This window comes from Paenibacillus sp. NRS-1782 (assembly GCF_050467685.1).
In the GTDB taxonomy this organism is placed as follows: domain Bacteria; phylum Bacillota; class Bacilli; order Paenibacillales; family Paenibacillaceae; genus Paenibacillus; species Paenibacillus terrae_A.
This window is the reverse complement of the sequence record NZ_JBITPH010000051.1, coordinates 181,922-202,625: the sequence shown is the minus strand read 5'-3', so window position 1 is coordinate 202,625 and position 20,704 is coordinate 181,922. Positions and strand designations below refer to the sequence as shown.

The window sequence follows — 20,704 nt, the reverse complement described above, 5'->3', positions numbered from 1 at the left end:
CTGTACTAAAGTTATGCCGTAGGATGTCACGTTCAAAGTCGGTTGTGCCATCTCAAGGTTACATACTGTTGAGTCTGAGGGAGTGAATATCGTTGTCTTTGTATGTCATGAAATTCGGAGGCAGTTCCGTCGGTGATACGGAGCGCATGAAACGCGTGGCAAAACGCGTTGTTGAGAAACAGAGTGAAGGGCATCAATGTGTAGTTGTTGTTTCTGCGATGGGGGACACAACAGACGAACTGATCGACCAGGCCAAATTGCTGAATGAGCAGTTGCCTGCACGTGAGTTGGATATGCTGATGACGACTGGCGAGCAAATTTCGATTGCATTGTTGTCGATGGCTATTCAGCAGTTGGGACATGAGGCGGTATCGTTTACGGGATGGCAGGCTGGTTTCCGTACCGAATCCGAGCATGGTCGGGCGAGAATTACCGACATCCAGCCTCAGCGGGTACTGGATGCACTAAGCAGCAATAAAATTGTCGTGGTTGCGGGTTTCCAGGGGATGTCTGCTGAAGGAGATATTACGACGCTGGGACGTGGTGGTTCTGACACAACGGCAGTTGCGCTGGCGGCGGCGATCCAGGCAGATGCTTGCGAAATTTACACAGATGTGGATGGCATATATTCTACAGATCCACGGATCGTGAAGGTTGCCCGCAAGCTGAAAGAAATTTCCTATGATGAAATGCTGGAATTAGCCAATCTGGGTGCGGCAGTGTTGCATCCACGTGCGGTAGAATATGCGAAACATAACCGGGTACCGCTGATTGTGCGGTCCAGTTTTAACCATAATGAAGGAACGGTCGTAAAGGAGGATGCAGTAATGGAGCAGGGCGTAGTAGTCAGTGGGATTGCATATGATAAAAATGTAGCAAGAATCAGTATTTTGGGCGTAGTCGATACTCCTGGTGTACTGGCGAAAGTATTCGGAACGCTGGCGGGAGCCAAAATTGATGTAGACATTATTGTGCAAAGCGGTGTTGAGGCTGGCAAAGCAGACTTTTCCTTTACAGTGGCTCTAACGGATCGCGAAGCAGCCTTGAAGACGTTGGAAGGCATTCGCACAGAGCTTCCATACCGTGAAGTGACGTCTGAAGAAAACCTCGTCAAAGTATCCATCGTAGGTGCAGGCATGGTCAGCCATCCAGGCGTTGCAGCGCAAATGTTTGCTGTGTTGGCAAAACAAGGCGTGAGCATTAAAATGGTAAGCACATCTGAAATCAAGGTATCGTGTGTGATCGAGGCAGGCAAACTCCATGAGGTCATTCAGGCGCTGCATACAGCGTACAATCTGGATACTGAGGAGCAAGCATTTGTAGGAGGACCGCAGGACCGTCGGTAATTGAATGGATTATTGCGCCTCCTAAATTCATAGTTTTATAATCATAGAATATAGCGGTAGGTTAAGAGGTTGTTTTTCAGCGAGTGATGGGCTGAAGGGCAGCCTCTTTTATTGTGAATCTATTGTTTTTGTTTCAGGGTATCCCTTAGCCGTCAAGGCTTCGGGGTGCCTTTTTTAATTTTTGCAGATTCCATGAAGGAGCTTTAGGTGGTGTGAAATATGTTTGTTAAAGGCGGATAGGAGCTTTGAAATCAACGACTAGGTTTTCGATATATTTTCGGCATAAAAAGCGAGAGTCGGCCATAGACTTGTCTTAAAGAAAGAGGACAACTGTGAGGGGGCGGCATCGGTATGGAATGGCTGGAGTTATTTCCCGAACCGTTGCACGGTATACTCGGAAAGCTTCCGGAAACGGTATTCAAGCAACTGGAGGAAATTCGGGTCCGGGAAGGAAGGCCGCTGGAAATTAATACAAATGGTGAACATCATTTTGTAACGTCCGCCGGTCGGCTGACTGTGAACCATATGGAAGCCTATAAGCCGGACCGGGAGGATGCCCACCGTTTGCTGGATTTTATCAGCAATCATTCCCTGTACACCATGGAGGAGGAGCTTCGCAAAGGGTTTATTACCATTCCCGGGGGTCACCGGATCGGGTTGGCGGGGAGAACGGTGCTGAGCAGAGGGCGAGTGGAGCATTTGAGGGATATAAGCAGCTTTAATGTAAGAATTGCCCGAGCGATTCCCGGTATAGCTGATCGCATATTGCCTTATGTAGCGGATCGAAAATCCGGTAAAATCCTTCATACCCTCATCTTGTCCCCGCCTCAGCATGGTAAAACAACACTGCTTAGGGACTTGGCCCGGCAACTAAGCTACGGGGGGATGGAAAGCAAAGGGGGGCGTCGAAGCGGGCTCAAGGTAGGCATTATAGATGAACGTTCGGAGATTGCCGGCAGTCACAAGGGCATTCCCGGTTTTGATGTTGGACCTCGAACCGACGTATTGGATGGATGTCCGAAAGCAGAAGGCATGATGATGATGATTCGTTCCATGTCGCCAGATGTGCTGATCGTCGATGAAATCGGCCGACCTGAGGATGCCGAAGCGGTGCGTGAAGCGCTTCATGCGGGGATCGCAGTCATTGCTTCCGCGCATGGACGTGATGTGGCTGAAATGGCGACCCGGCCTGCTTTTGCCGGATTGACTACAGGACAGGAGCTGTTTCAGCTCTACGTCATGCTGGAGCGGACGAGCCGGGGCGTCTCCTTCCGGCTGGCAGATGCCAAACAGCGCAGGCTGACACTGTCTGCGGAAGGGCAGAACGGAGGCATATTCTATGCTTAAGCTGCTGGGTGCCACGTTGGTTATACTCGCCGCTACGCTGGCTGGCTGGCAGCGGGCAAGGCAGTTTGCGCTGAGGCCGAGGCAGATCAGAGAGCTGATTCTCGCGCTGCAAAGGCTGACCACCGAGGTTTCCTACGGGGTATCGCCGCTACCGGATGCTTTTGCCAAGACGGGAGAGCCGTTGCGGGAACCGCTGCGAACCTTGTTCAAGCAAGCCTCACACTGGATGCACCCCTCCTTTGCGCTGACCGCCAGAGAAAGCCTGCATAAAGCGATTGAAGCCTCGTGGAGCCGCTCCAGTATGCAGCAGGCCGAGAAAGAAGCGATGCGGCAGCTAGCTTACAGTCTCGGAACCAGCGACCGTGAAGACCAGATCAAGCACATTGCGCTAACCATCCAGCAGCTATCCCATGAGGAAGCGCAGGCGCAGGCGGATCAGGTGAGATACGAGCGCATGAGCAGAAGCCTGGGACTGCTGATCGGAGCATTGATCGTCATTTTGATCTATTAGCGGGGTGCTCGAATGAATTTAGAAGTGAACGCTATTTTTCAGATTGCCGGAATTGGCATTATTATCGCCATGATTCATACCGTACTCAAGCAAATGGGCAAAGAAGACATGGCCCACTGGGTAACGGTCATTGGCTTTGTTGTGGTGCTATTCATGGTGGTACGAATGCTGGATGACCTTCTGCAAGAGATCAAATCTATCTTTCTTTTTCAGTAGGTGGACACATGGAAATCATTCAGGTGGTCGGCTTCGCCCTGATTGCCACAGTTCTTATTTTGGTCATTAAGGAACAGAAGCCGATGTTTGCTTTTCTGATTGCGACAGCCGCGGGAATCGTCATTTTTTTACTGTTGATTGGCAAGATTGGGTCCGTGGTTGCTGTGCTGGAGCGTCTGGCAAGGTCTTCGGGCATGGATATGATTTATTTTAAAACCGTGCTGAAAATTATCGGTATCGCTTATATTGCCGAATTTGGAGCGCAGGTGGTTCGGGATGCTGGACAAGACGGGATTGCTTCCAAAATTGAGCTTACAGGAAAGGTGCTCATCATGGTGCTGGCCATCCCGATTATCAGCATAATTATTGACACGATTCTGAAGCTGATGCCCGCCTGAGGGGGTGATGCCATGAAAAGGCTGGAGGGCATGCCGAATCTCAAAGTGGTTGCCATTTTGCTGCTATGCCTCTGGTGTGCCTCGGCTGTGGTCATGTTTGCAGATACACCTGCGAATGAATGGATCAGACAACAGGCGGAGCAGATGCCCAAAGATGAGGTAGAGCATTATTGGGACGGGCTGATGCAGCAATATGGCGGATTTTTCCCTGATCAAAAAACGCCCTCCTTCATGGATATGCTGCTTCCGGGCGGTGAAGGGTTCAGCATTAAAGGTGTATGGAGCGCCATAGCCGACTTTTTCATCCACGAAATTCGGGTGAATGCCAAGCTGCTCGTCACCATTGTCATGCTCAGCATTATGAGTATGGTGCTGGAAACGCTGCAAAGTGCATTTGAAAGTAATCAGGTCAGCAAAGTCGCCTATGCCATTGTCTACATGGTCATTATCATCCTGGCGATTAACAGCTTTAGTGTAGCGATTGGTTATGCAAAGGAAGCCATTGACAGCATGATTCAGTTTATGATGGCGATGCTGCCCCTGCTGTTTACCATGCTGGCTTCGATGGGCAACGTCGTAACGGTTTCGGTCACCCACCCGCTCATTATATTTATGATCAACACGGTTGGGGCGGTCATTCATACGCTGGTGTTTCCGCTACTGTTCTTCTCGGCGGTGTTGTATCTGGTCAACTCACTAACAGGCAAATACAAGCTGACCCAGTTAGCCGATCTGCTGCGTAACGCCGGAGTGGGGGTGCTGGGAGTGCTGCTGACCATTTTTCTGGGTGTCATTTCCGTACAGGGCTTGACGTCGTCTGTAACGGACGGATTAACGATCCGCACGGCCAAGTATATTACAGGCAGTTTTGTTCCGGTGGTTGGCAAGGCGCTGGCAGATGCGACAGATACGGTCATTTCGGCTTCGTTGCTCGTGAAAAATGCCATTGGTCTGGTGGGAGTCATCATTATCCTGTTCCTCTGCGCCTTTCCTGCCCTCAAGATTCTAACGCTGGCCCTGATCTATAAAGTCACAGCAGCGATTATGCAGCCTTTGGGAGATACGCCTATTGTGGAATGCCTGGACGCAATCGGTAAAAGCATGATATATGTCTTCGCAGCGCTGGCGGCAGTGGGTTTAATGTCCTTCCTTGCGATTACGATCATGCTCGCGGCAGGCAATATGACAGTCATGATGAGGTGAGTGAAGGATCGGAAATCAAACGGGGGGAGGGGAGTGACGTGACCTGGCTGGGAGGCTGGCTTAAGGAACTGGTACTGATTGTGCTGCTGGCTTCTTTTATAGATATGATCTTGCCAAGCCGTTCCATGGAAAGGTATGTCAAGCTCGTACTCAGCCTGCTTATTCTGCTGACGCTGCTTTCTCCAGTCGTGCGTTTGCTGAGTACCAGTCCCTCTGAGCTTCTGGGGCGCGCGTTTGATCTTCAACGTCAGGCAGAGACGGGCAAGGGCGAACCGACATTGGAGGAAATATTGGCAAAAGGCAACAAGCTGAAGCAGCAGCAGGAGCAAAGCTCCATGCAATGGGCTGGTCAAGAGGTAGCCAAGGAAATCAAGGGACAGCTGGAGCAGAGTACCGGGTTAGCGATTCAATCGGTTCAGGTTACGCTTGCTCAGATGAAGCAGGGAGCGTCCGATCTGGAGGCTGGAACGGGGATTCAGTCGGTCGTGGTTAAGCTGGCGGAGCAGCAGTCTGGGCGTAAGGAGAAAAACGCGAATGTCCCGCCAGATTCGGACTCCAAGCCGATTATGGTAGAGCCTGTCGCTGAAAAAGCAGTAAATATCCGTATAGAGCCAACTCCAGTAAAAGCATCGGACCAAGAGAAGAGAACGTTAGAGGGTACCAACAACCGTGTAGAAGGCTCTGATGGTGAAAAGACAGCAGATACGCAAGCTTTCGGTTTAATTACAGGACTGTTGCACGAAAAATGGGGTGTCGACAGCAAAAATGTGCAGGTGCTTTCTTCGCAGGACAGTACACATGAATGGTAACAGGAGGTGAGCAGACATGGGCAAATGGATGAAAAAGCTGGAGCAATGGATGGGCAGGGGGGCAGACGGGCCCAAAAGGTTTAATTCATTTCGCTGGCTGCTTATTCTTGGTCTTATCGGGGTCGCGATCATGCTTTTTAACTCGTTTGTCAATGTGAAAAAGGTGGACCCGGAAAATGTGGGGCGGGAGCCGCCTGGCGTGATGAAAAATGAACCCGCACTTCAGACAACGGGGGGTGAGGAAAGTTCCTTTGCCGGAATTGAGAAGGTGTTCGAAGATAATATGAAGCAGATGCTGGAGCAGATCGTTGGTGTAGGAACCGTCGATGTCATGGTTACAGTTGACTCCACCGAGGAAGTCATCGTTCAACGTAATGTGAAGGATATGCAGGAAGAAAATAATGAGACGGATGCCAATGGCGGTCAGCGACATACCACTCAATATACACGCGATGGAGAGATTGTCACCTATGAATCGTCAGGAGGTCAGCACACCCCGATTGTTACAAAAAAAGTAAAGCCGCAGGTGAGGGGCGTGCTGGTGGTGGCAATGGGAGCAGAAAATCCCACCGTGAAGCAGTTGATTGTGGATGCCGTACAGAAGGGACTTAATGTGCCTTCCTATAAAATTTCAGTTGTCCCGCGCAAGCAGGGATAGATTGAAATCATAATCAAGGATAAATGAAATCCTAATTTAATGATATTGGAGGACGGAACATGAATAACAAAAGACAAACCGTTTGGCTGGTGTCCATGCTGAGTTTAATGGTCGTGCTGTCTGCGTACTATCTGTTTACGGAGGATTCCAGCCCGGCTAACCCGCCTGTGGCGGACAGTGAGCAAGTGAGTAAGGTTAAGCAGGATACCGCCCAGGAAGCGACAGGCAAGGCAGAAGAGCAACTGAACGAGCTGAAAGTGAATGAAGTGGTGACCAATGGAGAAGTAACCGGTGAAGGGACTGCCTCTACCGCGAAGACGGACACGGCTGCGGCAACGGATCCTGCTACTGAATCTACTACAGGCGAAAATAAAGATACGGCATCTGCCCAAGCTGCTGAGTCTGCTAAATCGGATCAAAATACTACTGCTAACGCGCCGGATCCTGCGGCAAAAAGTGACGACAAAGCAGCATCCACCGCGAAAACGGACCAGCAGGTACTCGATCAGGTGGCAACCGAACAAGCCGCGAAGCCAACGGCCGCTGCGGTTATCGACAACTACTTGCTGGAGCGGGATGTGGAGAATCAAAAGAAAAACGATGAGCTGACGACTGCAATGAACGATAGCACTGCTAAGAAAGCCGCAGAAGCACAAAAAGAATTGCATGTGCTGGAAGACAAACAGGCGAAAATCACCGGAATTGAGGAAGAGCTTCAGCAGCAGTTCGCCAATGCGGTGGTTCGTGAGGAAGATGCTGATAAATACAAGGTAGTGGTTCTGAGTGAAAAACTGGATGCCAAACAAGCGGTAACGATCGTCGATAGGGTCATGAAAGAACTGAACGTAACGCAGGACAAGATCAGCGTCCAGTATGTTACACAATAAGACAAAACTCGAGAAAAAGCCCGGATTTCTGCACATTTCCGGGCTCTTTCTATTTTTAATGATTGTGATATAATACATAAAGCTGTTTCAACAATGTTATCAGCAACCGGCAAAATGCTGAAGGAGTGATTAATTGAGATGTTCAAATTAAGCGAGATTAAGGAATTGATCAAGCTGGTGGATGAAACGTCTGTGCATGAGCTTGAAATTGAAAATGAAGGAACTCGCCTGTTGATCCGTAAACCGGGTAAAAGCGAGATCGTTACGGTACATGCACCTGTGGCAGCACCTACTTATACGATGGCACCACAAGCTGCTATTCCGAATCCACAAGCACAGTCCGATGCAGGACATGCATCTGTTGGGGAGACTAAGGAATATGCAAGCAATCTACATAAAATCGTATCTCCGATGGTGGGCACTTTCTATAGTTCTTCATCCCCGGATACGTCTCCGTATGTGAGTATCGGCAGTAAAGTAGGCGAGAAAACAACGGTGTGTATTATTGAGGCGATGAAGCTGATGAACGAGCTGGAAGCTGAAGTGAAGGGCGAAATTGTGGAAATTTTGGCCGAAAACGGACAGTTGGTCGAGTATGGACAGCCATTGTTCCTTGTGAAACCGGAGTAAGACGCTCGCTTGAACCCTCTGTTTTGAGGGTTCAGCCAGGCTGCTCCCAGGGAGGATAAAGTCATGACATTTCAAAAAGTATTGATTGCGAATCGTGGGGAAATTGCGGTTCGTATCATTCGCGCTTGCCGCGAAATGAATATTTCGACGGTTGCCGTATATTCGGAAGCCGACAAGGACTCGTTACATGTGCGTCTCGCAGATGAGGCTTACTGTATCGGACCGACGCTGTCGAAGGACAGCTACCTGAATTTCACGAATCTGATGAGCGTTGCGACATTGACTGAATGTGATGCGATTCATCCAGGTTACGGATTTTTGGCTGAAAACGCCGACTTCGCTGAAATTTGCGAATCTTGCAATATTACGTTTATTGGTCCTTCTCCAGAAGCGATTAACAAAATGGGGGATAAGGCTGTCGCCAAGCAGACGATGAAGGATGCCGGGGTTCCGGTCATTCCGGGTTCGGACGGGCTGGTGGAGGATTTGCAGGATGCCATTACCATTGCTCGTGATATTGGCTATCCGGTAATCATCAAAGCCACAGCAGGTGGCGGTGGTAAAGGTATCCGTATCGCCGAGGATGAGGATAATCTTATTCAACAAATTACTACCGCTCAGCAGGAAGCGCAAAAAGCGTTCGGTAACGCAGGTGTGTATCTGGAAAAATATTTGACTGGTATGAAGCACGTGGAGATTCAGATCATAGCGGACAAGCACGGCAATGTTGCGCATCTGGGCGAACGGGACTGCTCTGTGCAGCGCCGTCGTCAGAAGCTGCTGGAGGAAGCGCCGTGTCCTGTACTTTCACAGGATGTGCGTGAAGAAATGGGTCAGGCAGCCGTTCGTGCGGCTTTGGCTGTACAATATTCCGGTGCGGGAACGCTGGAATTTTTGCTTGGACCGGATAATCAATTTTATTTTATGGAAATGAACACACGTATTCAGGTAGAGCATCCCGTAACGGAGATGATTACCGGTGTGGATTTGATTAAGGAAATGATTTTGGTCGCTGAGGGGCATCCGCTTTCCTTTACACAGGAAGAAGTCACCATCAATGGATGGGCGATGGAGTGCCGTATTAACGCCGAGGACCCTGATCGCAATTTTATGCCTGCACCGGGTAAAATCGGATTTTATCTACCTCCAGGCGGCCCTGGGGTACGGGTAGACAGCGCAGCATATCCAGGCTACAGCATTCCTCCTTATTATGACTCCATGATCGCCAAATTGATTGTGTGGGCGCCTACACGTCAGGAAGCGATTGCCAAAATGAAGCGGGCTCTGTCCGAATTTGCTATTGAAGGCATACCGACAACCATTTCTTTTCATCAACGTTTGTTGGAGCATCCGACCTTCATCAAGGGCGATTTTGATATTAAATTTTTGGAGGATAACGAAGTTTAATCGGTATATTTCCTTAGTTTGTCATAATGAACGCCAAATGATATAGTATGGATAATAAGTGAGCATGTCTGCTTTGAAATCCAAAGCTGAAGTGAAACTTATTTTGACCGAAAGGTGTTGAAGGTATGAGCACAGTGCCAACCGAATTCGAGCGTACAGAAATTGGGGAGATTCAGATTGCCCCGGAGGTTATTGAAGTCATTGCCGGACTGGCAACCGTTGAGGTGCCGGGTGTAGCGGGAATGAGTGGCGGATTTGCAGGTGGGTTTGCCGAACTGCTGGGCCGTAAAAATTTGTCCAAAGGTGTAAAAGTGGAAGTCGGACAGCGTGAAGCAGCTGTAGACGTCTCCGTCATCATCGAGTATGGTAACCGTCTGCCTGAGGTGGCTGCTGCTATTCAGCAGAACGTTAAGCGTTCCATCGAAACCATGACAGGTCTTAACGTTGTTGAAGTGAATGTGCAAATTCATGATGTTCAATTCAAAAGTGCCGAAAAAGTAGAAGAGCCGGAAGTTCTGGGCGCCGGACGGGTTAAATAGAGCGATACTTTGTACAAACCCCCGACCCGTAAGGGTCGAGGGTTTACTCTAATTTAAGGAGGCTGTGCGTTTCGTGGCTAAAGTTATGGACAGACTTCTGCTGTTCTTGTACAGCTTAAGTATCGGAATTATTTCCATTCTCGCCATCCTCCTCCTGAGCGGGGCCATTCCGTATGCCTTAAGCATTCAGGATGAGCGGATTGTGTGGTTTACCAGCCTGATTATTGCAGGAGTGCTGCTGCTTTTGAGTCTCCGGATTTTCTATATCTCCATTCGCCGAAACCAAACGGTACAGCATTCTATAGATCAACGAACGGAGTACGGCGACATTCAGATTTCAGTGGATACCATCGAAAATCTGTGTCTCAAAGCGGCCTCCAGATTTCGTGGGATACAGGATTTGAAAGCACGTATTCGCGTGCTGGAATCGGGACTTGATATTACGATTCGGGCGGTTGTGGACGGGGAAAGTTCTATTCCGGTGTTAACCTCCGAGGTACAAAAGGGGGTACACGACCATGTGGAAGAAATTACGGGAATTCCTGTGTCCAATGTGTCTGTGTACATCGCCAATGTTTCTCAGTCACCAAGCTTTAAGAGTCGTGTGGAATAGAGGTGATTTTCCCTGATGCCCTGGAAAGAAATATGGGGAAGTTACAAGGGCCGGATCACAGGGATTACGGCTGGCATTTTTTTCGGGTTTATTTATTTGTGGGCGGGCTTTTGGAATATGTTGTTCTTTGCATTGATGGTGTTCATCGGATATACGCTAGGAAGACGTAGCGACGCAGCGCTTGGTTCCCTCCTCCCTTGGAAGGAATGGAGCGACTGGCTGTCGCAACGTTGGCGTCCTTTTAAATGAACCCTGTGATACGCTTTCTCCAAAATAGAGCTGTAGCTTCTTTGCGCCCAACGTTTTGGAGGATGCGTTCACAGGTTTTTTTGTGGAATTGGTTAAAATGAAAAAAGATACAGGCAAGCGTAGGAGGCAGGGCATGAAAAGACGTCTGGCGAGGGAAATAGCGGTACAAAGCATGTACCAAATGGAAATGAACGAAGTGGATGCAGCAGCAGCAATAGATATGTTGCTCCAGGAAGCAGCAGAGGATAACGAAGCGGAAGTAGTCATCAAAAATGCAGCAGTGTTAAGGGCTTACGTATTGGAGCATGTGAGGGGTACCTGGGAACACAAGGAAGCGATTGACAAACTTCTCGTGGATTATCTTAAAGGCTGGCAGATCAGCAGACTTTCACGCGTGGATCGCCAAATTTTGAGACTGGCAGCATATGAAATGATTTTCCGTGAGGATGTTCCAGCTAAAGTTGCAGTTAATGAAGCGATTGAATTGTCCAAGCATTTTGGCACCGAGGAGTCAGGTAAATTTGTCAACGGTGTTCTGGGACGGATTATACAAGAGTTGGAGCAACTAAAAGCACAGTTTTAAGTTGAGATTATTTTACTCAGGTTGGAGAGTGGTTAATATGTCAGCACCGATCATTGATGGCAAACAAATCTCTAAGGATATTCGCGCAAGCATTCAGCAGGAGGTCGTCCGTCTGAAGGAGCACAACTTTCAGCCTGGACTGGCTGTCGTACTGGTAGGTGAAGATCCTGCTTCTCAGGTGTATGTTAGAAACAAGGAAAAGGCATGTCATGATCTCGGTTATTATTCCGAGGTACATCGGCTGGCAGTGGATACTTCACAGGAAGCATTGCTGGAGCTGATGGACAAGCTGAATCTCCAAAGTAATATTCATGGGATTCTGGTACAGCTTCCGTTGCCAAAGCACATTCATGAAAAAGCAGTCATTGACGCCATTGCAGTCGAGAAGGATGTGGATGGATTCCATCCGGTGAACGTGGGGAATCTGGTCATCGGTGATGATAGTCTCCTGCCTTGTACTCCTGCTGGTGTCATTGAGCTGATCAAGCGTGCGGGGGTAGAAATTGCGGGTAAGCATGCGGTGGTTATTGGTCGCAGTAATATCGTGGGCAAGCCGGTATCGCTGCTGTTGCAGCGCGAAAATGCTACGGTGACCATGTGTCACTCTCGTACGGCGAATATCGCCGAGCTGAGTCGGCAAGCGGATATTTTGGTGGTTGCCATCGGAAAAGCCAACTTTATTGATGCTTCGTTCGTGAAGCCTGGAGCGGTAGTCATTGATGTAGGCATGAATCGTCTGGAGAGCGGAAAACTGGCGGGTGACGTTGATTTTGAGAGCGTGAAGCAAGTATGTGGTCCGATTACCCCTGTTCCCGGCGGTGTAGGTCCAATGACGATTACCATGCTGATGCAAAATACGCTCGTAGCGGCCAAGCGGTCGCACGGTCTGGCATAAGGGCGGTTGCCTGTGGCTGAACAGCGTATTTACTCCATTAAGGACCTGAATCGCTATATCCGGATGAAGCTGGAATCGGATCAGGTGCTGTCCGACGTATGGATACGCGGGGAAATTTCTAATTTTACGCATCATTCGAGTGGTCACATGTACTTTACACTCAAGGATGAGGGCAGCCGCATCCGTTCGATTATGTTTGCAACTCATAATCAGCGGCTTCCCTTCGTGCCAAAGGAAGGTACGTGTGTTATTGCCCGGGGAAACGTATCTGTGTACGAACGGGATGGACAATATCAATTTTATGCAATCCAGATGCAGCCTGATGGTGTCGGAAGTCTCTACCTTGCATATGAGCAGCTCAAGCAAAAGCTGGATGTTGAAGGGCTGTTCGACAGCGCTCGCAAGCGCAATCTGCCTGCTCACCCTACGACAATCGGTGTCATTACTTCGCCAACCGGAGCTGCCGTACGCGATATCATCACGACGCTTCAACGGAGATATCCGCAGGCAGGAATTGTGTTATATCCTGTGCTTGTGCAGGGAAAAGGCGCTGCTCCCTCTATTGTTAAGGCTATTGAAGCCATGAACCTTATGCAGGAGGTTCAGGTGATGATCGTCGGGCGGGGAGGTGGCTCTTTGGAGGAGCTATGGGCGTTTAACGAGGAATCGGTTGCGCGTGCCATTTTTGCATCGGGGATTCCGGTCATTTCGGCCGTCGGTCATGAAACGGATTTTACGATTGCCGATTTTGTGGCCGATTTGCGTGCGGCTACGCCGACCGCAGCCGCCGAGCTGGCTGTGCCTCATCAGCAGGAGTTGCGGGATCAGCTGCTCCAGAGGGAACAGCGATTACGTAACGCACTCCGACAGCGGCTGGAAACCAGCCGTGAACGGTTGACCCGGCTTCGGCGCTCCCCGGTGCTGTTGCACCCGCGCCGCTATATGCTACAGCATGCAGAGCGGATGGATATGCTGCATCAGCGGCTCATCCGTGCAGCAGGTAACCGTTCGCGTTTGAACGCTGAGAAAAACGCGCGTATGCGTCAGGTGCTGGAGCGGTTTAACCCGCGCGAACAAATCTGGTCGGCCCGCAAGCAGACAGATGCGGCACAGCGTCAGCTGGAGTCTGCAATGCGTGCTATTACCAAGACGGGACGGCAGCAGCTGCACGCGGGTATTCGTCAGCTGGATGCGCTTAGCCCGCTCAAGGTCATGTCGCGAGGCTACAGCCTTGTGTATGATGAGCAGGAGAAACGATTGATCAAGTCGCTAAAAGACGTACAGCCGGGAGATTCTATTAAAATTAAAGTGAGTGACGGGCAGTTGGACTGCCAAGTATGGGGATTGAAGGAGGACGCGAAGCATGGTGGCGAATGAAACGGAATTGAATTTTGAAGCGGCCATGGCCGCTCTTGAAGAAATTGTCGGACAACTGGAGCACGGGGACGTTCCTCTGGAGCAAGCCATTGATCTGTTCCAGCGTGGTATGAAGCTGTCTCAGCTTTGCAGTCAGAAGCTGGAGCAAGTTGAACGTAAAATTGAAATGATTGTGGAAGAGGATGGAGATTTGCGCAAGAAGCCTTTTGGCGGCGGGTTAGATGAAAACGGTGGTGAAGGCGTTGAATAGATCGTCGTTCAAGGAATATTTGACCGCGACGGTGGACGCGGTTTCGTCTGCATTGACCGAGCAATTCCCAGCTCATTGGAGTATCCCCACCGTTCTCCGTGAATCCATGAATTATTCACTCACCGCAGGTGGAAAACGCCTGCGGCCTCTGCTTGTGATCGCATCTGCCGAAGCATTCGGCGGAAGCCGGGAGGCCGCGTTACCCGTAGCATGTGCGGTAGAAATGGTACATACGTACTCCCTGATTCACGACGATTTACCAGCCATGGATGATGATGATTATCGCCGGGGCAAACTGACGAATCATAAGGTATATGGAGAAGCGGTTGCTATCCTAGCGGGAGATGCATTGCTGACCCATGCCTTTCATAGCGTCGTACAAGCAGGTCGGCGTCACGGGGTTTCCTCCGATGCGCTATTGTCCATCGTGGAGGAACTGTCCGAAATGAGCGGGGCACGGGGTATGGTAGGTGGTCAGATCGCGGATATGTCCGGCGAGCAGGGGATGACAGGTATCGAGGAACTGGAATACATCCATCTCCACAAAACCGCAGATTTGATCATTTTCTCCCTCTTGGCAGGTGGACGGATCGGCGGAGCGGACAAGAATCAATTAGAAGCGCTACGCCAATTTGGACGAGACCTGGGTCTGGCTTTTCAAATTCAGGACGATATACTGGATCTTATAGGCGATGAGAGCAAAATGGGTAAAAAAACGCAAAGTGATGTTGCACAGGAAAAGGTAACTTATCCGTTTTTTATCGGTATGGAGGCATCACAGCTACAAGTAGAGAAACTCACGGCATCTGCCAAAAAAGCGTTAAAAGAAGGCGGTATACCGGATTCGTCGCGTTTGCTGGAGATTGCGGACTACCTGATGAAGCGTGATCATTAGTACGGTTAATCATCATTGGCTTGTCTAGTGTTTAAGCAAGGTCACAAAGTGTGATATAATATTTGTTAACTTTACACACAAACTTGAAGGAAAGCGGGGAGATATGCGTGCTGCTTCCACACATAAAGCAACCAGGCGATCTGAAATCACTGTCGGTTGAGGAGTTGGCTTCTCTAGCCGAGGAAATCAGGAGCTTTTTGATTGAGAAGCTGTCCGTGACTGGGGGGCATCTGGCATCGAATCTGGGAGTGGTTGAGCTCACAATCGCCCTGCATTACTGCTATAACAGCCCGAAGGACAAGATGATTTATGACGTTGGGCATCAGGCCTACGTACACAAAATATTGACAGGGCGAATGGATCGGTTTGATACTCTTCGTCAGCGTGATGGACTTTGTGGATTTGTAAAAAGAAGTGAAAGCGAGCATGATGTCTGGGAAGCTGGTCATAGCAGCACATCTCTGTCAGCCGCGATGGGGATGGTTTTGGCACGAGATTTGAAGGGCGAGGACAATAAAGTTATTGCGTTGATCGGAGATGGAGCATTAACTGGTGGCATGGCTTTTGAAGCGTTGAACCATATTGGTCATGAACGTAAAAATTTGATGGTCATTCTGAATGACAACGAAATGTCGATAGCGCCGAATGTTGGGGCCATGCATAATTATTTGAGCAAAATCCGCTCGGACCGTCATTATTTGCGAGCAAAGGATGAGCTGGAAGTTTTGCTGAAAAAAATACCTGCTATCGGCGGTAAACTTGCCAAATCGGCTGGCCGTGTTAAGGACAGTCTTAAATATATGATGGTTCCGGGTGTGCTGTTTGAGGAACTGGGGCTTACGTATCTCGGTCCGGTCGACGGACATGATTTGCCGAAGCTGATCGAAACCTTCAAGCAGGCTGATAACGTCAACGGCCCTGTGTTGGTGCATGTCGTAACCACTAAGGGCAAGGGTTACAAGCCTGCGGAGGCAGATTCACACAAATGGCACGGAATCAGTCCGTACAAAATGGAATCCGGTCAGGTACTCAAGGCTGTGGGCAACCCCATGTATACGGAAATTTTCGGACGGACGCTGATTGAGCTGGCTGAACAGGACGAACGTATTATAGCGGTTACGCCTGCTATGCCTGGTGGTTCGGGACTGGTGCCGTTTAGCAAGGAATTCCCTACACGGATGATTGATGTGGGCATTGCAGAGCAGCATGCGGCTACTATGTGTGCTGCGTTGGCAATGGAGGGGATGAAGCCGGTATTTGCGGTATACTCCACTTTTATGCAGCGTGCTTATGATCAAATTGTACATGACATTTGCCGTCATAATGCGAATGTGATGTTTGCGATTGACCGTGCCGGTTTTGTCGGGGCTGACGGAGAAACACACCATGGCGTGTTCGACGTAGCATTTTTACGTCATATCCCCAATCTGGTGCTTATGATGCCTAAGGATGAAAACGAGCTGCGCCATATGATGAAAACAGCGCTTGATTACGACGATGGTCCGATTGCTTATCGTTATCCTCGTGTTAATGGGGTTGGTGTGCCGTTGGACACAGAACTGAAAGCTATACCCATCGGCAGTTGGGAGTTTCTCCGCAAGGGTGAGGGCTACGCTGTAATCGCTTCAGGCCCGATGCTCCAGGTGGCGACAGAGGCTGCGGAGGCAATGAAACGCGAAGGCTTGCAGGTGGGCGTCGTCAATGCGCGTTTCCTTAAGCCTGTGGATGAGGATATGCTTCGTGAGCTGGCCCGCCAGCATACGAAGCTGATCGTTTTGGAAGAAGCTTCTGAAGCGGGAAGCTTGGGTAGCGCTGTGCTGGAATTTTACGCCAAAGAAGAAATGCAAAATGCACAGGTGCGTTTGATGGGGATTCCCGACATGTTTGTGGAGCATGGCTCGATCAAGGAGCAACGCGCAGAAGCGGGCCTTACCGTTGAAGCTGTGTGCCTTAAGCTTCGCAAATGGGCTTCCGAGCCAGTGTATGGCATGGGACAATCGGTATAGGGGAGCTTGCGACAACGGTGAAATTTATAAAAAAGTATGACAAGAGCAGCGTAGCTGCCTTAAAGGGAGATTAACATGTCTGTTCCGAAGGAACGCATTGATGTATTACTTGTAGAACAAGGCTTTTTTGAAAGCCGTGAAAAAGCCAAAGCCGCAATTATGGCAGGTCTGGTACTGGCCGACAGTGAACGAATTGAGAAGGCGGGTATGAAGATACCACGCGACAGCGAGCTTAAAGTAAAGGGTGCAGTGCATCCATATGTAAGCCGTGGAGGGTTGAAGCTGGAAAAGGCTATCCGTCAATTCGAGCTGGATATGAAGGGGAGGACGATGCTGGATATCGGCTCATCCACCGGAGGCTTTACGGATTGTGCCCTCCAGCATGGAGCGGAGTATGTATATGCCATTGACGTGGGATATAACCAGCTGGACTGGTCCCTTCGTAATGACGAACGGGTATGCGTAATGGAGAAAACGAATTTCAGGTATATGACACCTGCAGATTTGAAGGGTCCAGTACCGAATTTTGCAAGCATTGATGTTTCATTTATTTCGCTGCGCATTATTTTGCCACCATTGCTTGCGTTGCTGCATCAACCTGCTGACATTGTGGCTTTGATTAAGCCACAATTTGAAGCCGGACGTGAAAAGGTGGGGAAACTCGGCGTCGTCCGCGATCCTGCAACGCACAAAGAAGTGTTGCAGACCATCCTGACGTTCTCGCACGAGCTTGGACTTTCGCTGCAAGGATTGGCTTATTCTCCTATTACTGGTGGAGAAGGTAATATTGAATTTTTGGCGCATTGGCGTTTGGATAAGCCTGCTGCTGACCCGCAACAGGAAAGCGTTGATTTCCGTCCGATAATTGACCTTACTGTTCAGGAAGCAGGGCAGACCTTCAATAATGGTTCGTCGCGCAAATAACATTCAGGGGTTCTCAAGAGTTCTGTGAACTTAAGGGAACCTCTTTTTGGTGTGAGGGATTGATTAACGAACTCATGTTCGCTTATAATTGAGATATACAAAAGAAAAGGGATTCCACCTCCTGTCCTAGAATATGTCCATGAGGTGATCGAATTCATGGACACGCGATATGATACGGTTATCATTGTCGTGATCGGTGTAATATTAGCGGTATGGGCTTTTTACAGTCTACGTACCTGGTTAAAGGAGCCGGGACCGCTTGTATTAAAGACTATACCGATTAACGAGGAGCTGGACGAAGGGCCTGCTGTGGACTTGCTGGAAGACGCGGGTTATGAGCTGGTGGGCGGAAAAATGAAAATACCGCTTGCTTTTAAAGTGAATGGACATACCGTGTATAGCCGTTTGTTTATAGACTATGTGGCTGTGCGAAATGGTTCAACATATATGGTCAAAACGTCACGCCGCAAGAGACCGATGGAGTGGAATGGTCCTGATTTGCGGGACAGGCTTATGCCTTATCTGCTGCTTTATCCGGGCTGTGCGGGCATATTGTACGTTGATACGGACGAACGGAGTATCCGCCTTATTACATTGGCGGAAGACATTGAAGAAGAGGAATATGAGGATTAATCCATAGGAGGATTTTATGAAGGGTCAACGACATATTAAAATCAGGGAAATTATTTCACAACGGGAAATTGAAACACAGGACGATCTGGTCGGAGCTTTACGCAAGGCTGGTTTTCAGGTTACTCAAGCCACTGTATCTAGGGACATCAAGGAACTGCTGCTTATTAAAGTTCCAATGGATGATGGAAGGTACAAATATTCGATGCCTTCAGATCAGCGATATAACCCGGCGCAGAAACTGAAACGTACATTGGTTGACAATTTTTTGCATATTGACTACACGACCAATCTGATCGTGATGAAGTGTCTTCCGGGAACGGCGAACTCGATTGCTGCCTTATTGGACAACATTGAATGGCCTGAAATTATGGGTACCATTAGCGGGGATGACACCATTTTGATTATTTGCCGATCAGAAGAGAACAGCGAGGCCATTGTGAATCGTCTTATGGGCTATATTTCCTGAACATGATTTGTAAGGCCTATTTGGACGTTTGAATTTGTACATCATAGAGGTGAAAGAACGATGCTGGTCACTTTATCTATACGAAATTTGGCAGTTGTAGAGGCTGTCGATGTTCATTTTTATAAAGGGTTCCACGTATTGACCGGGGAAACAGGCGCAGGTAAATCCATCATTATTGATGCCCTCGGTCTGATTGCTGGAGGCAGAGGTTCCGCCGATCTGGTCCGTTATGGGTGTGATAAAGCAGAGATGGAGGCGCTTTTTGAACTGCCGGTTAAGCATCCGGTCTGGGCAACGTTAGAAGAGCAAGGAATCAAGGCGAATGCGGAAGAACATCTATTGATTCGGCGGGAATTGACCGTTCAAGGCAAAAGTTCATCGCGGATTAACGGTCAAATGGTCAATTTAACGATGCTGCGTGAGGTGGGTGAGCAGCTCGTCAATATTCACGGTCAGCATGAGCATCAAAGTTTGTTACGTGCAGACCGCCATCTGACGCTGCTGGATACGTTCGGTGATTCGGTCATCGGTCCGGTCAAAACGCTTTACAGAGAGCGCTACAATGCTTTTGTTAAAGCGGAAAAAGAAGTACGGGAGCTGCAAAGTTCCAGTCAAAAGGCCTATCAGTTATTGGACATGTATCGGTTTCAGTTGGAGGAAATTTCCACTGCCGAGCTTAAATTGGGAGAGGATGAATTATTGGCAGAAGAACGGGTCAAGCTATCCCATAGTGAGAAAATGATGGATGGGATATCAGGAGCCTACGATCTGCTAAGCGGCAGAGGTGGACTGGATATGATCAATAACGTGTTGTCCAGACTGAATGATGTCCAAAGCTACGACAGCAAAAGCCTTCAGCCTATTGCGGAGCAGATTCAATCTGCTTTTTACCAGCTGGAGGATGCGGCGTTCCAATTACGTTCATACCGTGAGGATATTGAATTTAATCCGGGCAAGCTGCACGAAGTGGAGCAACGTCTGAATCAAATTACCGGGTTACAGCGAAAATATGGTGATAGTATAGAGCAGATTTTGGAATACTATAGCCGTATTGAGCAGGAAACCGATATGCTGGAGAATAAGGATGAACGGCTGGAGCAATTGATTGCAAAGCGGGATGAGTTGCTTTCGGATTTGCTTCAGATTGCAGAAGAGCTTACAGAAGCGCGTGAAATTTGTGCTGAAGAGCTGGCCGAGCAGGTAGAGCAGGAGCTAAAGGATCTGCAAATGGAAAGAACGTCACTCAAGGTACGTATTGAACCGATTGAAGATCCGCGCGGATATGAATATAAAGGTCGGCGGGTACGACCAACCAAGCAGGGCATTGATAATGCGGAATTTCTGATTTCCCCGAATCCGGGGGAGCCGCTTCGTCCGATGGGTAAAATTGCTTCTGGTGGTGAACTGTCCCGTATCATGTTGGCGATGAAAAGTATTTTTGCACGTCATGATCAAATTCCCGTACTCATTTTTGACGAGGTGGATACCGGGGTAAGTGGTCGCGCGGCTCAATCCATTGCCGAAAAACTATATCGTTTGTCCTCTGTCTGCCAGGTATTCTCGATTACTCATTTGCCGCAGGTGGCATGTATGGCGGATCACCAGTATCTTATCGAGAAAAATGTTCATGACGAACGTACAATGACGCAAATTGAGGCGTTAAATGAGGACGGACGTGTAAAGGAATTGGCACGTATGCTGGGCGGCGTGGAAATTACCGAAAAAACTTTGCATCACGCACAGGAAATGTTGAATTTGGCGGAAGGAAAGAAAGCCTGAAATGAGCGGCTGGCGTAATGATTAACAGTTATAAAAGCCTGGGGGCAAGGTTACCTTATAGGTACGCAATTGGCGACCACCTT

Annotated in this window: 24 protein-coding genes; all 24 read left to right on the top strand. The window is 49.1% G+C overall.

Annotated elements, in window-relative coordinates:
- The first annotated feature begins 92 nt into the window (after window positions 1-92).
- Window positions 93-1,346 carry an aspartate kinase gene (locus ACIFQM_RS20605; RefSeq protein WP_430042597.1) on the top strand — a complete coding sequence of 418 codons (1,254 nt, stop codon included), beginning with the start codon at window positions 93-95 and terminating at the stop codon, window positions 1,344-1,346.
- A 351-nt stretch (window positions 1,347-1,697) separates the two neighbouring features.
- Window positions 1,698-2,693 (top strand): stage III sporulation protein AA, encoded by a 996-nt coding sequence (gene spoIIIAA, locus ACIFQM_RS20600; protein WP_430042599.1) that lies wholly within the window; start codon window positions 1,698-1,700, stop codon window positions 2,691-2,693.
- On the top strand, window positions 2,686-3,204 hold the full coding sequence (gene spoIIIAB, locus ACIFQM_RS20595) for a stage III sporulation protein SpoIIIAB (protein ID WP_430042601.1): 519 nt from the start codon (window positions 2,686-2,688) through the stop codon (window positions 3,202-3,204). Before spoIIIAA ends, spoIIIAB begins: the two co-directional genes overlap by 8 nt.
- Window positions 3,205-3,216: 12 nt before the next feature.
- Window positions 3,217-3,420: a stage III sporulation protein AC gene (gene spoIIIAC, locus ACIFQM_RS20590; protein ID WP_137063563.1), complete on the top strand. Its 204-nt coding sequence runs from the start codon at window positions 3,217-3,219 to the stop codon at window positions 3,418-3,420.
- An 8-nt stretch (window positions 3,421-3,428) separates the two neighbouring features.
- On the top strand, window positions 3,429-3,818 hold the full coding sequence (spoIIIAD, locus tag ACIFQM_RS20585) for a stage III sporulation protein AD (protein WP_025683336.1): 390 nt from the start codon (window positions 3,429-3,431) through the stop codon (window positions 3,816-3,818).
- A gap of 12 nt (window positions 3,819-3,830) precedes the next feature.
- On the top strand, window positions 3,831-5,021 hold the full coding sequence (gene spoIIIAE / locus ACIFQM_RS20580) for a stage III sporulation protein AE (RefSeq protein ID WP_430042604.1): 1,191 nt from the start codon (window positions 3,831-3,833) through the stop codon (window positions 5,019-5,021).
- Between the two features lie 38 nt (window positions 5,022-5,059).
- Entirely contained in the window at window positions 5,060-5,830 is a 771-nt protein-coding gene (gene spoIIIAF / locus ACIFQM_RS20575) for a stage III sporulation protein AF (RefSeq protein ID WP_430042606.1), read from the top strand.
- 16 nt (window positions 5,831-5,846) lie between these two features.
- On the top strand, window positions 5,847-6,488 hold the full coding sequence (spoIIIAG, locus tag ACIFQM_RS20570) for a stage III sporulation protein AG (protein ID WP_430042608.1): 642 nt from the start codon (window positions 5,847-5,849) through the stop codon (window positions 6,486-6,488).
- Window positions 6,489-6,547: 59 nt separating this feature from the next.
- Window positions 6,548-7,375, top strand: coding sequence for a SpoIIIAH-like family protein (locus ACIFQM_RS20565; RefSeq protein ID WP_430042610.1), 828 nt, complete (start codon window positions 6,548-6,550; stop codon window positions 7,373-7,375).
- 138 nt (window positions 7,376-7,513) lie between these two features.
- Window positions 7,514-8,005: an acetyl-CoA carboxylase biotin carboxyl carrier protein gene (accB, locus tag ACIFQM_RS20560; RefSeq protein ID WP_430042611.1), complete on the top strand. Its 492-nt coding sequence runs from the start codon at window positions 7,514-7,516 to the stop codon at window positions 8,003-8,005.
- Window positions 8,006-8,068: 63 nt separating this feature from the next.
- Window positions 8,069-9,412, top strand: a complete 1,344-nt coding sequence (gene accC, locus ACIFQM_RS20555) for an acetyl-CoA carboxylase biotin carboxylase subunit (protein WP_430042613.1) — start codon at window positions 8,069-8,071, stop codon at window positions 9,410-9,412.
- Between the two features lie 125 nt (window positions 9,413-9,537).
- On the top strand, window positions 9,538-9,951 hold the full coding sequence (locus ACIFQM_RS20550; RefSeq protein WP_014282228.1) for an Asp23/Gls24 family envelope stress response protein: 414 nt from the start codon (window positions 9,538-9,540) through the stop codon (window positions 9,949-9,951).
- A gap of 73 nt (window positions 9,952-10,024) precedes the next feature.
- A complete protein-coding gene (amaP, locus tag ACIFQM_RS20545; RefSeq protein ID WP_283657139.1) occupies window positions 10,025-10,564 on the top strand; it encodes an alkaline shock response membrane anchor protein AmaP in 540 nt (179 codons plus the stop codon).
- A 15-nt stretch (window positions 10,565-10,579) separates the two neighbouring features.
- A complete protein-coding gene (locus ACIFQM_RS20540) occupies window positions 10,580-10,813 on the top strand; it encodes a DUF2273 domain-containing protein (protein WP_014282226.1) in 234 nt (77 codons plus the stop codon).
- A gap of 133 nt (window positions 10,814-10,946) precedes the next feature.
- The gene (nusB, locus tag ACIFQM_RS20535) at window positions 10,947-11,396 is read left to right on the top strand and encodes a transcription antitermination factor NusB (protein ID WP_430042616.1); all 450 of its coding nucleotides are present in this window, start codon (window positions 10,947-10,949) and stop codon (window positions 11,394-11,396) included.
- Between the two features lie 37 nt (window positions 11,397-11,433).
- Window positions 11,434-12,291: a bifunctional methylenetetrahydrofolate dehydrogenase/methenyltetrahydrofolate cyclohydrolase FolD gene (folD, locus tag ACIFQM_RS20530; RefSeq protein ID WP_430042618.1), complete on the top strand. Its 858-nt coding sequence runs from the start codon at window positions 11,434-11,436 to the stop codon at window positions 12,289-12,291.
- A 12-nt stretch (window positions 12,292-12,303) separates the two neighbouring features.
- On the top strand, window positions 12,304-13,668 hold the full coding sequence (gene xseA / locus ACIFQM_RS20525) for an exodeoxyribonuclease VII large subunit (protein ID WP_430042620.1): 1,365 nt from the start codon (window positions 12,304-12,306) through the stop codon (window positions 13,666-13,668).
- On the top strand, window positions 13,658-13,918 hold the full coding sequence (xseB, locus tag ACIFQM_RS20520) for an exodeoxyribonuclease VII small subunit (RefSeq protein WP_007430920.1): 261 nt from the start codon (window positions 13,658-13,660) through the stop codon (window positions 13,916-13,918). Before xseA ends, xseB begins: the two co-directional genes overlap by 11 nt.
- Window positions 13,890-14,813 carry a polyprenyl synthetase family protein gene (locus ACIFQM_RS20515; RefSeq protein ID WP_430042622.1) on the top strand — a complete coding sequence of 308 codons (924 nt, stop codon included), beginning with the start codon at window positions 13,890-13,892 and terminating at the stop codon, window positions 14,811-14,813. The genes xseB and ACIFQM_RS20515 overlap by 29 nt, the downstream gene beginning before the upstream one ends.
- A gap of 107 nt (window positions 14,814-14,920) precedes the next feature.
- A complete protein-coding gene (dxs, locus tag ACIFQM_RS20510) occupies window positions 14,921-16,819 on the top strand; it encodes a 1-deoxy-D-xylulose-5-phosphate synthase (protein ID WP_430042912.1) in 1,899 nt (632 codons plus the stop codon).
- Between the two features lie 75 nt (window positions 16,820-16,894).
- Window positions 16,895-17,743 carry a TlyA family RNA methyltransferase gene (locus tag ACIFQM_RS20505; protein ID WP_430042624.1) on the top strand — a complete coding sequence of 283 codons (849 nt, stop codon included), beginning with the start codon at window positions 16,895-16,897 and terminating at the stop codon, window positions 17,741-17,743.
- Window positions 17,744-17,899: 156 nt separating this feature from the next.
- Window positions 17,900-18,376 carry a hypothetical protein gene (locus tag ACIFQM_RS20500; protein WP_430042626.1) on the top strand — a complete coding sequence of 159 codons (477 nt, stop codon included), beginning with the start codon at window positions 17,900-17,902 and terminating at the stop codon, window positions 18,374-18,376.
- Between the two features lie 16 nt (window positions 18,377-18,392).
- Window positions 18,393-18,842: a transcriptional regulator AhrC/ArgR gene (gene ahrC / locus ACIFQM_RS20495; protein WP_430042628.1), complete on the top strand. Its 450-nt coding sequence runs from the start codon at window positions 18,393-18,395 to the stop codon at window positions 18,840-18,842.
- A gap of 60 nt (window positions 18,843-18,902) precedes the next feature.
- Entirely contained in the window at window positions 18,903-20,621 is a 1,719-nt protein-coding gene (recN, locus tag ACIFQM_RS20490) for a DNA repair protein RecN (RefSeq protein WP_430042631.1), read from the top strand.
- Window positions 20,622-20,704: the final 83 nt, after the last annotated feature.

Coding starts and splice junctions, on each gene's coding strand:
- spoIIIAA (WP_430042599.1), top strand. CDS start 1,698: ATGGAATGGCTGGAGTTATTTCCCGAACCGTTGCACGGTATACTCGGA.
- accB (WP_430042611.1), top strand. CDS start 7,514: ATGTTCAAATTAAGCGAGATTAAGGAATTGATCAAGCTGGTGGATGAA.
- spoIIIAC (WP_137063563.1), top strand. CDS start 3,217: ATGAATTTAGAAGTGAACGCTATTTTTCAGATTGCCGGAATTGGCATT.
- spoIIIAD (WP_025683336.1), top strand. CDS start 3,429: ATGGAAATCATTCAGGTGGTCGGCTTCGCCCTGATTGCCACAGTTCTT.
- ACIFQM_RS20505 (WP_430042624.1), top strand. CDS start 16,895: ATGTCTGTTCCGAAGGAACGCATTGATGTATTACTTGTAGAACAAGGC.
- accC (WP_430042613.1), top strand. CDS start 8,069: ATGACATTTCAAAAAGTATTGATTGCGAATCGTGGGGAAATTGCGGTT.
- ACIFQM_RS20500 (WP_430042626.1), top strand. CDS start 17,900: ATGGACACGCGATATGATACGGTTATCATTGTCGTGATCGGTGTAATA.
- recN (WP_430042631.1), top strand. CDS start 18,903: ATGCTGGTCACTTTATCTATACGAAATTTGGCAGTTGTAGAGGCTGTC.
- ACIFQM_RS20565 (WP_430042610.1), top strand. CDS start 6,548: ATGAATAACAAAAGACAAACCGTTTGGCTGGTGTCCATGCTGAGTTTA.
- spoIIIAE (WP_430042604.1), top strand. CDS start 3,831: ATGAAAAGGCTGGAGGGCATGCCGAATCTCAAAGTGGTTGCCATTTTG.
- ACIFQM_RS20515 (WP_430042622.1), top strand. CDS start 13,890: ATGAAAACGGTGGTGAAGGCGTTGAATAGATCGTCGTTCAAGGAATAT.
- spoIIIAG (WP_430042608.1), top strand. CDS start 5,847: ATGGGCAAATGGATGAAAAAGCTGGAGCAATGGATGGGCAGGGGGGCA.
- ACIFQM_RS20540 (WP_014282226.1), top strand. CDS start 10,580: ATGCCCTGGAAAGAAATATGGGGAAGTTACAAGGGCCGGATCACAGGG.
- spoIIIAB (WP_430042601.1), top strand. CDS start 2,686: ATGCTTAAGCTGCTGGGTGCCACGTTGGTTATACTCGCCGCTACGCTG.
- folD (WP_430042618.1), top strand. CDS start 11,434: ATGTCAGCACCGATCATTGATGGCAAACAAATCTCTAAGGATATTCGC.
- ahrC (WP_430042628.1), top strand. CDS start 18,393: ATGAAGGGTCAACGACATATTAAAATCAGGGAAATTATTTCACAACGG.
- ACIFQM_RS20550 (WP_014282228.1), top strand. CDS start 9,538: ATGAGCACAGTGCCAACCGAATTCGAGCGTACAGAAATTGGGGAGATT.
- nusB (WP_430042616.1), top strand. CDS start 10,947: ATGAAAAGACGTCTGGCGAGGGAAATAGCGGTACAAAGCATGTACCAA.